Annotated in this window: 13 protein-coding genes; 6 read left to right on the top strand and 7 right to left on the bottom strand. The window is 74.5% G+C overall.

From position 1 onward, the window contains the following. Position 1: 1 nt before the first annotated feature. Positions 2-937, bottom strand: a complete 936-nt coding sequence (gene uriH, locus FGG90_RS00720; protein ID WP_094131148.1) for a uridine-preferring nucleoside hydrolase UriH — start codon at positions 935-937, stop codon at positions 2-4. Positions 938-1,038: 101 nt separating this feature from the next. On the opposite strand from uriH, the gene FGG90_RS00725 reads away from it, so the two are divergent. The 3 genes from FGG90_RS00725 to FGG90_RS00735 are packed head-to-tail and all read left to right on the top strand — an operon-like array spanning position 1,039 to position 2,916. After that, positions 1,039-2,148, top strand: a complete 1,110-nt coding sequence (locus tag FGG90_RS00725; protein ID WP_094126081.1) for an adenosine deaminase — start codon at positions 1,039-1,041, stop codon at positions 2,146-2,148. 49 nt (positions 2,149-2,197) lie between these two features. After that, a complete protein-coding gene (locus FGG90_RS00730) occupies positions 2,198-2,647 on the top strand; it encodes a PTS sugar transporter subunit IIA (protein ID WP_094126080.1) in 450 nt (149 codons plus the stop codon). After that, on the top strand, positions 2,644-2,916 hold the full coding sequence (locus FGG90_RS00735; RefSeq protein WP_094126079.1) for a PTS sugar transporter subunit IIB: 273 nt from the start codon (positions 2,644-2,646) through the stop codon (positions 2,914-2,916). Before FGG90_RS00730 ends, FGG90_RS00735 begins: the two co-directional genes overlap by 4 nt. Here FGG90_RS00735 and FGG90_RS00740 read toward each other — a convergent pair. The 4 genes from FGG90_RS00740 to FGG90_RS00755 all read right to left on the bottom strand — a co-directional run bounded on the left by FGG90_RS00740 (position 2,865) and on the right by FGG90_RS00755 (position 7,175). Further along, positions 2,865-3,935, bottom strand: coding sequence for a hypothetical protein (locus tag FGG90_RS00740; protein ID WP_094126078.1), 1,071 nt, complete (start codon positions 3,933-3,935; stop codon positions 2,865-2,867). The genes FGG90_RS00735 and FGG90_RS00740 overlap by 52 nt on opposite strands. Continuing rightward, positions 3,932-4,558, bottom strand: a complete 627-nt coding sequence (locus tag FGG90_RS16100) for a MerR family transcriptional regulator (protein ID WP_094126077.1) — start codon at positions 4,556-4,558, stop codon at positions 3,932-3,934. The genes FGG90_RS00740 and FGG90_RS16100 overlap by 4 nt, the downstream gene beginning before the upstream one ends. Before the next feature lie 89 nt (positions 4,559-4,647). Continuing rightward, on the bottom strand, positions 4,648-6,351 hold the full coding sequence (locus FGG90_RS00750) for a phospho-sugar mutase (RefSeq protein WP_094126076.1): 1,704 nt from the start codon (positions 6,349-6,351) through the stop codon (positions 4,648-4,650). Continuing rightward, positions 6,348-7,175: a purine-nucleoside phosphorylase gene (locus tag FGG90_RS00755; protein ID WP_094126075.1), complete on the bottom strand. Its 828-nt coding sequence runs from the start codon at positions 7,173-7,175 to the stop codon at positions 6,348-6,350. The genes FGG90_RS00750 and FGG90_RS00755 overlap by 4 nt, the downstream gene beginning before the upstream one ends. 111 nt (positions 7,176-7,286) lie before the next feature. Here FGG90_RS00755 and FGG90_RS00760 point away from each other — a divergent pair, with 111 nt between their 5' ends. Next, positions 7,287-8,726 (top strand): NAD(P)H-quinone dehydrogenase, encoded by a 1,440-nt coding sequence (locus FGG90_RS00760; RefSeq protein ID WP_094126074.1) that lies wholly within the window; start codon positions 7,287-7,289, stop codon positions 8,724-8,726. A 78-nt stretch (positions 8,727-8,804) separates the two neighbouring features. Here FGG90_RS00760 and FGG90_RS00765 read toward each other — a convergent pair whose 3' ends face one another. Next, the gene (locus tag FGG90_RS00765; protein ID WP_094126073.1) at positions 8,805-10,574 is read right to left on the bottom strand and encodes an acetyl/propionyl/methylcrotonyl-CoA carboxylase subunit alpha; all 1,770 of its coding nucleotides are present in this window, start codon (positions 10,572-10,574) and stop codon (positions 8,805-8,807) included. 122 nt (positions 10,575-10,696) lie between these two features. Between FGG90_RS00765 and FGG90_RS00770 the strand changes: the two genes are divergently transcribed. Further along, positions 10,697-11,224: a hypothetical protein gene (locus tag FGG90_RS00770; protein WP_094126072.1), complete on the top strand. Its 528-nt coding sequence runs from the start codon at positions 10,697-10,699 to the stop codon at positions 11,222-11,224. Between the two features lie 32 nt (positions 11,225-11,256). Here the strand turns inward: FGG90_RS00770 and FGG90_RS00775 are convergent, their stop codons facing one another. Beyond that, positions 11,257-11,943, bottom strand: a complete 687-nt coding sequence (locus tag FGG90_RS00775; RefSeq protein ID WP_094126071.1) for a Maf family protein — start codon at positions 11,941-11,943, stop codon at positions 11,257-11,259. Between the two features lie 184 nt (positions 11,944-12,127). Between FGG90_RS00775 and FGG90_RS00780 the strand changes: the two genes are divergently transcribed. After that, entirely contained in the window at positions 12,128-13,375 is a 1,248-nt protein-coding gene (locus FGG90_RS00780) for a class I SAM-dependent RNA methyltransferase (protein ID WP_094126070.1), read from the top strand. The last annotated feature ends 54 nt before the right edge of the window (positions 13,376-13,429 follow it).

Raw genomic sequence — 13,429 nt, forward strand, 5'->3', positions numbered from 1 at the left:
GTCAGCCGATGCGCTCGAGCGCGTCGACCACCACGTCCCAGAACCCGGCGTGGTCGAGGTCGACGGCCACCTGCGTCGTGCAGCCCGCGGGCGCCGGCCGGCGGAGGTCCGCCACGGTCATGCCGGTCGTGTGGGTGCCCGTCAGCTCGACGGAGATCGGCGCGCGCCGCACGCTGACGAGTCGCGGGTCGATCACGCGCGCCACCGCGCACGGGTCGTGCACGGGCGGGCTCGGGAAGTCCTGCCGGTCGTGGTACGCGCGGCCGTACGACTCCATCGAGTCGACGACGAAGCGCGCGGCCGGGGTGCCGAGGGCCGCGATGCGCGCCATGACCTCGGGGGTCGCCGTGGCCTGGTACGTGAGGTCGAGGCCGACCATCGTCACGGGCCACGCCTCGCCGAAGACGATGTGCGCGGCCTCGGGGTCGACCGCGACGTTGAACTCCGCCACGGCCGTGCTGTTGCCGTGGTGGTAGCCGCCGCCCATGAGCACGACCTCCTTGACGCGCTCCACGATGCGCGGCTCGCGCCGCACGGCCAGGGCGATGTTCGTGAGGGCGCCGAGCGGCACCAGCGTGATCTCGCCGAGTGCGTGGGACATGACCGTCTCGATGATGAGGTCCACCGCGTGCCGCGGGTCGAGCGCCACCGTCGGCTCCGGCAGCTCGGGCCCGTCGAGGCCGGTCTCGCCGTGGATCTCGGGCGCCGTCATCACGGGCCGCACGAGCGGGCGCGCGCAGCCGGCGGCGACGGGCACGCCGTGGATCCCCGCGACGGTCGCGACCGCGAGCGCGTTCCGCGTCACCTTGTCGAGCGTCTGGTTGCCGGCGACCGTGGTGATGCCGACGAGCTCCACCTCGGGGCTGCCGTGCGCGAGCATGAGGGCGAGGGCGTCGTCGTGCCCGGGGTCGCAGTCGATCAGGATCTTGACGGGCACGGGGTCCTCCGGCGGCTCGGGCGGCACGATGCCTCGCGCCCCGATGATGAGTGTGCTCACGACCTCGTCGCGGGCCTCGTCGAGGCTAGTAGATTCGTCCCATGACGATCGCTCCCGAGGACTCCACGCTGCCCGGCGGAGGGTCGTACCGCGACCTCCCCAAGGTCTCCCTGCACGACCACCTCGACGGCGGCCTCCGCCCCGCGACGATCGTGGACATCGCCGACGAGATCGGCCTCGAGCTCCCCGCCACGGGCGCGGACGCGCTCGGCGAGTGGTTCCGCACCAGCGCCGACTCCGGATCGCTCGTCGACTACCTGAAGACGTTCGACGTCACCATCGCGGTCATGCAGACCGAGGAGCACCTGGCCCGCGTCGCGCGCGAGTTCGTCGAGGACCTCGCGGAGGACGGCGTCGTCTACGGCGAGATCCGCTGGGCGCCCGAGCAGCACCTCTCCACGGGCCTGTCGCTCGACGCGGTCGTCGAGGCCGTGCAGGCCGGCATCGAGGAGGGCGTCGAGGCGGCGGGCGGATCCATCCGCGTCGGCCAGCTCGTGAGCGCCATGCGCCACCTCGACCGCGGCACCGAGATCGCCGAGCTCGCCGTCCGCCACCGTGACCGCGGCGTCGTCGGCTTCGACATCGCCGGCCCCGAGGCGGGCTTCCCGCCGTCCCGCATGCAGGGCGCGTTCGACCTGCTCGCGCGCGAGTGGATGCCCCGCACGATCCACGCGGGCGAGGCCGACGGCCTCGAGTCCATCCGCGGCGCCCTGCTCGACGGCCGCGCGCTCCGCCTCGGCCACGGCGTGCGCATCGCCGAGGACATCGAGATCGACAGCGAGGAGGGCGAGGACGTGTTCGTCACGCTCGGCACGCTCGCCCAGTGGGTGAAGGACCGCGGCGTCCCGCTCGAGCTCAGCCCGTCGTCGAACCTGCAGACCGGCGCCATCGAGGCCTGGGGCGACCAGATGGTCGACCACCCGTTCGACCTGCTCTACCAGCTCGGCTTCGCCGTCACGGTGAACCCGGACAACCGCCTCATGAGCGGCACCAGCATCAGCCGGGAGCTCGCGCTCCTCACGGACGCGTTCGCCTACGACCTCGACGACCACGAGGTGTTCCAGCTCAACGCGGCGGCCGCGGCCTTCCTCCCGCTGGAGGAGCGCGAGGCGCTCGCCGACATCATCTCCGACGGGTTCGCCCGCCTGTAGCAAGGGGCCGTCGGCCCGTCATCGTCCCCCCGCACCAGAGAGGCCGCACGTGCTCCCACCGCTCCCGGACGACGCCGTCACGCTCCGCGCCGAGGCCGCCGACTGGCGCGCCGCGGTGCGCCTCGCGGGCGACGCGCTGGTGCGCTCGGGCGCGGCCACGGCCGACTACGCCGACGCCATGATCCGCGTCATCGAGGAGTTCGGCGCCTACGTCGTCATCGCCCCGGGCCTCGCCCTGGCGCACGCGCGACCGGGGCCGGAGACGCTCGCGGACGGCCTCGCGGTGGTCACGCTGCGGGAGCCCGTGTCGTTCGGGCACGCGCACAACGATCCCGTCGACGTCATCGTCGGCCTCGCGGTCACCACGGTCGACCGGCACGTCACGTCGGTCGCCGACATGGCCAACATCTTCAACGACGCCACCGCCATCCCGCGGCTGCGCGCCGCCACCACGGTCGAGGAGGTCCGGCGCGTCATGGCCGGCGAGGAGGGCGCATGAAGGTCGTCGCGATCTGCGGGGTGGGGATCGGCACGTCCGGGATCCTCAAGGTCAACGCCGAGCGGGCGCTGGCGCGCCTCGGCATCGAGGCGGACGTCACGGCGGCCGACCTCTCGAGCGTCGCGTCGATCGGCGAGGACGCGCAGGTCATCCTCACGTCGCCGGAGCTGGTGGACCGCATCGGCGCCACGTACGCCGACGTCGTCGTGATCGAGAACTACTTCGACCTCGAGGAGATCTCGGCCAAGCTCGACGCCGCGCTCGGCTGACCCGCTCCGGCGGGGGACGGCGCCGCGTCGGCGGGTGCCCCGTCGGGCGTGGTCGCGCCTGCCGTGGCTGAGCCTGTCGTCGCCGCGCTTGCCGCCGCCGGGTGCACCGCGCCGCCGCGCGCGACGACGATCCCGGCCGCCAGCAGGGCCGCGCCGGCGATCGCGGTGCCGGCCGCCAGCACCGCGGGCGACGGGCCGGTGATCGGCTGCCCCGCGAGCGCCTGCGCGGTGACGAGCGCGACCACCGCGAGGTAGGCGACGGCCGCGACCGCCGTCAGCCGCACGCGCACCCGGTCGGGCGCCAGCGCCGGGATCCGCCGCGCCGCGAGCCCGAGGAGCAGCGCCGCGACGGGCAGCGCCTGGAGCGCGTGCATGCCGACGAAGTGCGGGATCCGCAGGTCGCCCGACGTGGTGCTCCAGCCGAGCACGGGGAGCCCGGGACCGCCGTCCTCCGCCCCCACCGCGTGCGCTCCGGACACGCCGTGGAAGTCGGCGAGCTGGGCCGCGGTCGGCGAGGTCATGAGGTACGCGAGGCCGATGCCGACGAGCGCGATGAGGGCGCCGGCGCGGATCCCCAGCGTCAGCGCCGGATCGGGCAGCCGCAGGCGCAGCACGGCCAGGCTCGTGAGGAGGGCGCACACGTACAGCACGGTGACCGAGGCCGCCATGACGCCCCAGAGCGCGGTCGCCAGCGGCGTCGTGACGTTGAAGTGGCTCGTCGTCCCGGCGGCGGCCGCGCCCACGATGACCGCCTGCTCCACGACGAGCGCGATCGCGACCACGGTCCCGACGACGTGCGCCGGCCGTCGGAAGCGGGGGAGCCGCGCGATGAGCCAGGCCCACGAGACGGCGTAGACGAGGATCGACAGCGAGAACTTGGCGGGCTTGTCCCACACGGGCGCGCCCGTCACGACCCGGTGGTCGACCAGGCCGCCCACGAGGCACGCCACCGCGACGACGGCCATGAGCGCGGCGACGGCCATGAGCGGCCGATGCCAGCCGAAGGCGCGGCGGATCACGACGCGGCCCCCGTCGTCCGCGCGACCGCGGCCTGCGCGATGCGGCGGAGCCCGGCGGCCAGCTCGTCGCCGAGGACAGTGCCGACGACCATGAGCTCGGCCATCGCCGTGCGGTCCGGCCGGGCGGTCACCGCCGCGAGGTCGGCCTGCGCCTGCACGCCTGCCGCCTCGGCGTAGCGCGCCAGGTAGGCGTCCTGCACCGGATGCCCGGAGCGGGCGAAGGCGTCCACCGCCCGCGCCGCCTGCGCCCGGCCGGCATGCCCGTCGAGGACGCACCAGCCGGCCTCCTCCGTGACCGCGTCGATGCGGGCGAGCGCGTCGGGCACGGGCGGCTCCGTCGCCGGCGGGCCGTGCGTGAGGGCGTCCTGCGCGACCGCGAAGACCTCCTGCACGCGGCGGGCGTCGTCGTCGAGCACGGCCAGGACCTCGCGGGCCCGGGCGACGGGCAGCCGGCCGACGTCGATGAGCGCGCGGACCAGCCGGATCCGCCGCGCGTGCTCGTCGTCGTAGTCGGTGCGGTTGCCGCCGACGCGGGTCCCCGCCGGCAGCAGGCCCTCGCGGACGTAGTACTTGACGGTGGCCGGCGGGACGCCCGTCCGCTCGGCGAGCTCGGTGATGCGCATGCCGCGAGGCTAACCCACTGATAGCGCCACTACCAGTGAAGGGCAGCAGAAGATCCGCGGACCGCCGGACGGTCCGCGGATCCTCCGGCTCAGACCTCGAGCAGGTGCGGGACGGCCTCGGCGAGGTCGGCGATGATCGCGCGCGCCGCGTCCCGCCGCTCCGCGACGGTGCCCTCGGTGCTCTGGGCGTCGAGGTACACCTTCACCTTGGGCTCGGTGCCGCTCGGGCGCACGATGAGCCGGGCGCCGTCGCCGAGGTGGAAGCGGAGCACGTCGCTGGGCGGCAGGTCGCCGAAGCCGTCGGCCAGGTCGTCCATGCGCTCGACCGGCCGCGAGCCGATCCGGGTCGGCGGGTCCTGGCGCAGCTTCGCCATGATGCGCGGGATGACCGCGAGGTCGGTGACGCGCACCGAGATCTGGTCGCTCGCGAACGAGCCGAAGCGCTCGGCGAACTCGCGGTCGTAGTCGTCGATGGTCTGCCCGCGCGACTTCAGCAGCAGCACGCCGTGCAGCACGGCGACGGCGGCCGAGATGCCGTCCTTGTCGCTCGTGATCCACGGCGCCACGAGGTAGCCGAGCGCCTCCTCGTAGCCGTAGACGATGTCGGGCGCGCGCGAGATCCACTTGAAGCCCGTGAGCGTCTCGCGGTAGCCGAAGCCCAGCTCGCGGGCGACGACCTCGAGCGCGGGGGAGGAGACGAGGCTCGACGCGAACGTGCCCGTGTTGCCGTCGGCCGTGTAGCGCTCGGCGATGCCGAGGCCGAGCAGCATGCCGACCTCGTTGCCGGAGAGCCGCCGCCAGGCGCCGTGCTCGTCCGCGATGGCCACGGCCAGGCGGTCGGCGTCGGGGTCGTTGGCGATGATGAGCTCGGCGTCCGCGGCGATGGCCGCCTGGAACGCGAGGTCGAGCGCGCCCGGCTCCTCCGGGTTCGGAAACGCGACGGTCGGGAAGTCCGGGTCGGGATCCGCCTGCGCGGCCACGACGATCGGCCGGTCGACCCCGACCGCGTCGAACACGCGCGCCGCGGTCTCCCACCCGACGCCGTGCAGGGGCGTGTACACCCACGTGAGCGGCGCGAGCGGGGCGGCGAACAGGTCCGCCACCTCCCGCACGTACGCGTCGACGAGCGACTCGGGCGCGATCTCGTAGTCGTCGGCGACGGGCAGCTGCTGCACGGTGCGCTCGCCCGCGGCCTTGTGGATGAAGGCGGCGATGTCGCGGTCGGCGGGGCTGACGATCTGCGACCCGTGGTCCTCGTCGCCGAGGTAGACCTTGTAGCCGTTGTCGCGCGCGGGGTTGTGCGAGGCCGTGACCATGACGCCGGCGCTCACCGCGAGGTGCTTCACGGCGTAGGCGAGCAGCGGCGTCGGCAGCGCGCGGGGGAGCAGCACCGTGCGGACGCCGGCACCCGCCATGATCCGGGCGGTGTCCTCCGCGAAGACGCGGGAGTTGTGCCGTCCGTCGTAGCCGACGACGATGCTCGGCCGGGGGCTGCGGCTGCGGAGGTAGTCGGCGAAGCCCGCGGCGGCCTGCGCCACGAGGACGCGGTTCATCCGGTTCGGGCCGGCGCCCAGCTCCCCGCGGAGGCCCGCGGTGCCGAACTGGAGCCGGGACTGGAAGCGGTCGCGCAGGTCCTGGGCGGCCTGCTCGCGGTCGGCCGCGGAGGCGTCGGTCGCGGTGCCGGCCACGCGCGCGAGGAGGGCGTCCACCTCGGCGCGGGTGACGGGATCCGGGTCCTGCGCCTGCCACGCGCGGGCGGCGGCGACGAGCGCCTGCGTCTCCTCGCGGCTCACAGGGCGCCCACGATGCGGGCGAGCATCCCGCCGATGCGGCCCTCGGCGGCGCGACCGGCCTCGATGACCTCCTCGTGGCTGAGCGGCGTCTCCTGGATGCCGGCGGCGAGGTTCGTGATGAGCGACATGCCGAGCACCTCCATGCCGGCCTCGCGCGCGGCGATGGCCTCGAGCGCGGTGGACATGCCGACGATGTGGCCGCCGATGACCTCGGCCATGCGCACCTCGGCGGGCGTCTCGTAGTGCGGGCCGCGGAACTGGCAGTACACGCCCTCGTCGAGGTCGGGCTCCACCTCGTGCGCGATCGCGCGGAGGCGGGCCGAGTAGAGGTCGGTCAGGTCGACGAACGTCGCGCCCTCGAGCGGCGAGTCGGCGGTGAGGTTGATGTGGTCGCTGATGAGGACGGGCGTGCCGGGCGTCCAGTGGCGCTTGATGCCGCCCGCGCCGTTGGTGAGGATCATCGTGGTCGCGCCGGTCGCCGCGGCGGTGCGGACGCTGTGCACGACCCGGCGGACGCCGTGGCCCTCGTAGTAGTGGGTGCGCGCGCCGATGACGAGGGCGCGGCGGCCGGACGGCAGGAGCACGCTGCGGAGCGAGCCGACGTGGCCCTCGAGCGCGGGCTTCGAGAAGCCGACGACCTCGGTGGCCGGGATGGTGGCGGTGGTCTCGCCGATGAGATCCGCCGCGCGCCCCCATCCGCTGCCGAGGGTGAGGGCGATGTCGTGGCGCTCGACGCCCGTGAGCTCGGCGATCTGCCGGGCCGCCTGCCGCGCGATCTCCTGGGGGTCGGCGTCGGGCGACTCGAGGGGGTTGCTGTAGGTCATGCCCTGATCCTAAATGCGCGTGACCCCGCGGCCCGGGCGGCCACGGCGGTGCCGTGGGAGGCGCCGGGCGACGGGTTCGCGCGGGCCGCGGGCCTGCGGGATGATGTGCGCATGGGATACGAGTTCGAGGCCAACCAGCGGATCGCCGTCCTCGGAGGCGGCCCCGGCGGGTACGAGGCGGCCATCGCGGGAGCCCAGCTCGGCGCCGAGGTCACGCTCGTGGAGCGCGTCGGCGTGGGCGGCTCCGCCGTGATGACCGACGTCGTCCCCTCGAAGACCCTCATCGCCACCGCCGAGGCCACGAACGCGCTGGGCGAGGCCGCCGACCTCGGCGTGCAGTTCTTCTCCCGCGGCGAGCAGAGCCGCCGCCCCGTGCGCCCCGAGGTCGCCGTCAACCTCCAGGCCGTCAACGACCGCCTCCTCCGCCTCGCCCGCCAGCAGTCCGAGGACATGAAGTCGAGCCTCATCCGCGCCGGCGTCCGCATCGTGCAGGGCGAGGGCCGGCTCGACGGGCCGAACCGCATCATCGTCTCCACCGGCCGCGGGGGAGCCGGCACCGACTTCGACGAGATCGACGCCGACACGACCGTCATCTCCACGGGCGCGAGCCCGCGCATCCTGCCGACGGCCAAGCCCGACGGCGAGCGGATCCTCACCTGGACGCAGCTCTACACGATGGACTCGGTGCCGGAGCACCTCATCGTCGTGGGATCCGGCGTCACGGGCGCGGAGTTCGCCTCGGCCTACACGGCGCTCGGCGCCAAGGTCACGCTCATCTCCTCCCGCGACCAGGTGCTGCCCGGCGAGGACGCCGACGCCGCCCGCGTCATCGAGGACGTCTTCACGCGCAACGGCATGACCGTGCTGTCGAAGTCCCGCGCCGAGTCGGTCGTGCGCGACGGCGACCGCGTCGTCGCGACGCTCTCGGACGGCCGCGTCGTCGAGGGCAGCCACTGCCTCATGGCGGTCGGGTCCGTGCCCAACACCGCGGGCATCGGCCTCGAGGAGGCGGGCGTGCAGCTGAGCGACTCCGGCCACATCCGCGTGAACCGCGTCGCGCGCACCTCGGTGCCGAGCGTGTACGCCGCGGGCGACTGCACGACGTTCCTGCCGCTCGCGTCCGTCGCGTCGATGCAGGGGCGCACGGCCGTGTACCACGCGATGGGCGACGCGGTGAGCCCCACCGAGCTCCGCAACGTGACGTCGAACATCTTCACGCAGCCCGAGATCGCCACGGTCGGCTGGTCGCAGAAGCAGATCGAGGAGGGGCTCGCGCAGGGCGACATCTACAAGCTCCCGCTCGCGTCGAACCCCCGCGCCAAGATGCAGAACGTCAAGGACGGCTTCGTGAAGCTGTTCGCGCGCACGGGCTCCGGCACGGTCATCGGCGGCGTCATCGTGGCCCCCAAGGCGAGCGAGCTGATCTTCCCGCTCGCGCTCGCGGTGGAGCACCGCCTCACGGTCGACGACGTGGCCCGCGCGTTCACGGTCTACCCGTCGCTGTCGGGGAGCATCTCCGACGCGGCGCGCGCCATGCACATCGTGCTCTGATCCTCCGGCCGTGCCCGCGGCCCGCACGCGACGACGGCCGGCCCCCGCGGGGACCGGCCGTCGTCGCGTGCGGCGGGATCAGACGATGTCGAGCAGGCGGTGCCCCGACGGGACGGTCTGGCCGACCTCGGCCGCGAGCCCGGTGACGGTGCCCTCGCGGTGCGCGGTGAGCGGCTGCTCCATCTTCATCGCCTCGAGGACCACGAGGAGGTCGCCCTTGACGACCTGCTGGCCCTCCTCGACGGCGAGCTTGACGACGGTGGCCTGCATGGGCGAGGTGACGGATCCGCCGCCCGAGGTGTCGACGGCGCCGGCCTGCTTGCGCCGGGCGGGGGCCGCCGCGCCGCGCCGGGAGGACGCGCCGCCGGTCGCGGGCGCGAGGTCCTCGGGGAGGCTCACCTCGATGCGCTTGCCGCCCACCTCGACCACGACCGTGTGCCGCGCGGGCGCCTCGGCGGCGTCCTCGAGCGCGCCCGACCAGGGCTCGATGGTGTTGTCGAAGTCCGTCTCGATCCACCGCGTGTACACGGAGAACGGGGCGCCGTCGGCCGGCGCGAAGGCGGCGTCGCGCACGATCGCGCGGTGGAAGGGCAGCACGGTCGGCAGGCCCTGCACCTCGAACTCGTCGAGGGCGCGACGCGAGCGCTCGAGCGCGTCCTCGCGGCTGGATCCGGTGACGATGAGCTTGGCGAGCAGCGAGTCGAACGCGCCGGAGACCTCGTCGCCCGCGCGGACGCCGGAGTCGACGCGCACGCCGGGGCCGCCGGGCGCCTGGAACACGTGCACGGGGCCGGGCGCGGGGAAGAATCCGCGGCCCGGGTCCTCGCCGTTGATGCGGAACTCGAAGGAGTGGCCGCGCGGCGCCGGGTCGTCGTAGTCGATGAGGCCGCCCGCGGCGATGCGGAACTGCTCGCGCACGAGGTCGATGCCCGTGACCTCCTCGGAGACCGGGTGCTCGACCTGGAGGCGCGTGTTGACCTCGAGGAAGGAGATGGTGCCGTCCTGCGCGACGAGGAACTCGCAGGTGCCGGCGCCGACGTAGCCGACCTCGCGGAGGATCGCCTTCGACGCGGCGTAGAGCTGCGCGTTCTGCTCCTCGGTGAGGAAGGGCGCCGGCGCCTCCTCCACGAGCTTCTGGTGGCGGCGCTGCAGCGAGCAGTCGCGGGTCGAGATGACGACGACGTTCCCGGCCGAGTCGGCGAGGCACTGGGTCTCGACGTGGCGCGGGCGGTCGAGGTACTTCTCCACGAAGCACTCGCCGCGGCCGAACGCCGCGACGGCCTCGCGGGTGGCGGACTCGAACAGCTCCGGCACCTCCTCGCGCGTGCGGGCGACCTTGAGGCCGCGGCCGCCGCCGCCGAACGCCGCCTTGATGGCGACCGGCAGGCCGTGCACGTCGACGAAGTCGAGGACCTCGGCGGCGCCGGAGACCGGGTTGAGCGTGCCGGGCGCGAGCGGCGCGCCCACGCGCTCGGCCACGTGGCGGGCGGTGACCTTGTCGCCGAGCTGCTCGATGGCGCTCGGGGAGGGGCCGATCCAGATGAGCCCCGCGTCGATGACCTGCTGCGCGAAGTCGGCGTTCTCGGCGAGGAAGCCGTAGCCGGGGTGCACCGCGTCGGCGCCGGAGCGGCGGGCGATGGAGAGGATCTTGGCGATGACGAGGTAGGTCTCCGCGCTCGTCTGCCCGTCGAGGGCGTACGCCTCGTCGGCGAGCGTGACGTGCAGCGCGTCGCGGTCCTGGTCGGCGTAGACGGCGACCGAGCCGATCCCCGCGTCCCTCGCCGCCCGGATGATGCGGACGGCGATCTCGCCTCGGTTGGCGATCAGGACCTTGTTCACACGCGTCATGGGACCCCAGCCTAGGGTCTTGGATCGGCCCGGCTCCGGAGGGTCGCCACAGACATCCGGGCCGTCGGAGTGCGCGCGTCGACAAAGGCCGCGCCGGGACGCGGCCCTGGCATGATCGACGCATGACCGCATCCGGCACCGGCGACGACGACGCGCGGGCCGCCGCGGCCGACCTCGCCGACCTCCTCGACCGCACGGTGGCCGAGCTGCAGGCGCGTCGCTCGCCGGACGAGGCGCTCGCCGAGGTGCGGGCCAAGCGCTCGTTCGGGCCCATCAAGCGGCAGCCGGCGATGGTGCCCGTGGGCCGCGCGTGGCGGCTCGGCGTCCTGCTGCTCTCGGCCGACGGATCCCTCCGCCGCACCGGCAGCATCACCCGCGCCGTCGAGCCGACGCGCTCGCAGGGCCTCGACTCGGGCGTCGAGGCGCGCAAGGAGGCGCGGCGCCAGGCCGTGCGCGCGTTCGCGGAGGGTGATGCGGTCGACTTCGACTGGGAGCCGATCGCGCTCGACGCGGAGTCGCTCGCGCGCGGATCCGGCCCGCTGTCGCTGCGCGGCCGGGAGCTGCGCGTGCAGTGGGGGCCGAACGCCCACGAGACGCGGCCGCTCGCGGCGTACCTCGCCGACCGCATCGAGGTCCTCGGGATGGGCTGAGGCCCGCCCGCCGGCGAGCCTGGCAGCCGAGGTCAGGCGGTGTCGGATCCGAGCAGGCGCGCCTCGACGGCGCCCTGGCGGTTCCAGAGGTCGGGCCACGCGACGCCGAGCTCGCGCACGAGCGCGCGCAGCGTGGGGAGCGAGAGGCCGACGACCGTGCTCGGGTCGCCCTGGATCCGCTCGATGAAGGCCGCGCCCAGGCTGTCGATGGTGAAGGAGCCGGCCACCAGGAGCGGCTCGCCGGTGGCGACGTAGGCGTCGATCTCGGCGTCGTCGATGTCCGCCCGGAAGCGCACGTCGGCGACGGCGGCGCGCCCCACGCCGTGGACGACGCGGCCGTCGGCCACCTCGATCAGCCAGTGGCCGGAGTGCAGGCGGCCCTCCTGGCCGCGCTGCGCCCGCCAGCGCTCGGTGGCGCGCTCGACCGTGTGCGGCTTGCCGTGCACGACGCCGTCGATCTCGAACGCGGAGTCGCCGCCGAGCACGAGGCCCGTGATCGGCCGGCCGGCGACGAGCTGGCCGACGACGGCCTCGGCCTTGGCGCGCGCGAGCAGCTGCACCATGTCGTCCGGCGCGAGCGGCCCGCGCTCCGCCTCCGCGGCGGCGACCGCGGCGGGCTCGTCCACCTCGGACGGCAGCACGACCGGCTCGATGCCCGCGGACCGCAGCAGGGCCAGGCGGGCGGGGGATGTGGAGGCGAGGTGCAGGCGCGTCGTCATCGGATCATCGTGGCATGCGCGGTCGGGCCGTCCGCCGTCGCCGGTGTGATCGTGCCGCTCCCCGGTGTGTCCGGGTCGCCGTCCGCCGTCGCCGGTGTGATCGTGCCGCCTCCCGGTGCGTCCGGGTCGCCGTCCGCCGTCGCTCGTGTGATCGTGCCGCTCCCCGGTGTGTCAGGGTTGCCGCATGGGTGAGCAGGTGGGCCGCGAGGTCGAGGTGGACGTGACCAACATCGCGCACGGGGGAGTCTCCGTCGCCAGGCACGACGGCCGGGTGATCTTCGTCTCGGACGCGATCCCCGGCGAGCGCGTGCGCGCGCGCATCACGGAGGACTCGAAGAAGTCGTTCTGGCGCGCCGACACGGTCGAGGTGCTCGACGCGTCCCCGCACCGCCGCCCGCACGTGTGGGCCGAGGCCTCCGTCGACCGTGCCCCCGAGGACCGGGTCGGCGGCGCCGAGCTCGGCCACATCGACCTCGCCCACCAGCGCGAGCTGAAGCGCCAGGTCGTCGTCGACTCCCTCTCCCGCATGGCGCGCGTCGACCGCGACGTCGAGGTCCAGGCGCTCCCCGGCGACGACGAGGCGGGCGGCCTCGGCTGGCGCACGCGCGTCAGCCTGCACGTCGACGACGACGGCCGCGTCGGCCCGTACGCCTCGCGCTCGCACCGCGTGATCCCCGTGCGGTCCCTCCCGCTCGCGACCGAGGGCGTGAACGGCGCCGCGCCCTTCGGCCAGCGCTTCCCCGGGGTCGAGGGCGTCGACCTCGTCGCGCCCGCCGAGGGGCACGTCCGCATGCTGCTCATCGACGGCAAGCCGCAGCGCCGCGACACCATCACGGAGCGCGTCCGCGACCGCGAGTTCAAGCTGGAGGCGGGCGGCTTCTGGCAGGTGCACCGCCGCGCGGCCGAGACCCTGTACGACGCTGTGCAGTCCTCGATCGACGAGGCCCTGTTCGACCCGCGCGCCGCGAACCTCGACCTCTACGGCGGGGTGGGCCTGCTCGCCGCCGCCGTGGGCGACCGCTTCGGCGACACGGTGCGGATCACGAGCGTGGAGAGCGACGAGGTCGCCACCGAGTTCGCGGGCGACAACCTCGCCGAGTGGGTGGGTGCCGCGTCGCTCACCGCGCGCGTCGACCGCTACCTGCAGAAGCTGGCCCGCGAGGCGAGCCCCGCCGAGCGCCGTCGCCTCCAGGGCGCGACCGTCGTGCTGGACCCGCCGCGCGCCGGCGCGAAGAAGCCCGTGGTGGACGCGCTCGTCGACCTGCACCCGGCGCAGGTCGTGTACGTGGCCTGCGACCCGGTGGCGCTCGCCCGCGACGTGGCGCTCTTCGCGGAGCGCGGCTACGAGCTGCGCTCGGTGCGCTCCTTCGACCTCTTCCCGCACACGCACCACGTCGAGAGCGTGGCCGTGCTGGTGCCCGCCGCGTCCTGATCCGCGCCGTGGGCCGGACGGGTGGGCCGGGCTCGGGCGACGGCCGCCGGGCAC

It is taken from the genome of Clavibacter michiganensis subsp. tessellarius (assembly GCF_021922985.1).
GTDB lineage: Bacteria > Actinomycetota > Actinomycetes > Actinomycetales > Microbacteriaceae > Clavibacter > Clavibacter tessellarius.

Coding starts and splice junctions, on each gene's coding strand:
- FGG90_RS00760 (WP_094126074.1), top strand. CDS start 7,287: ATGGGATACGAGTTCGAGGCCAACCAGCGGATCGCCGTCCTCGGAGGC.
- FGG90_RS00725 (WP_094126081.1), top strand. CDS start 1,039: ATGACGATCGCTCCCGAGGACTCCACGCTGCCCGGCGGAGGGTCGTAC.
- FGG90_RS00735 (WP_094126079.1), top strand. CDS start 2,644: ATGAAGGTCGTCGCGATCTGCGGGGTGGGGATCGGCACGTCCGGGATC.
- FGG90_RS00765 (WP_094126073.1), bottom strand. CDS start 10,574: ATGACGCGTGTGAACAAGGTCCTGATCGCCAACCGAGGCGAGATCGCC.
- FGG90_RS00770 (WP_094126072.1), top strand. CDS start 10,697: ATGACCGCATCCGGCACCGGCGACGACGACGCGCGGGCCGCCGCGGCC.
- FGG90_RS00780 (WP_094126070.1), top strand. CDS start 12,128: ATGGGTGAGCAGGTGGGCCGCGAGGTCGAGGTGGACGTGACCAACATC.
- FGG90_RS16100 (WP_094126077.1), bottom strand. CDS start 4,558: ATGCGCATCACCGAGCTCGCCGAGCGGACGGGCGTCCCGCCGGCCACC.
- FGG90_RS00775 (WP_094126071.1), bottom strand. CDS start 11,943: ATGACGACGCGCCTGCACCTCGCCTCCACATCCCCCGCCCGCCTGGCC.
- FGG90_RS00755 (WP_094126075.1), bottom strand. CDS start 7,175: ATGACCTACAGCAACCCCCTCGAGTCGCCCGACGCCGACCCCCAGGAG.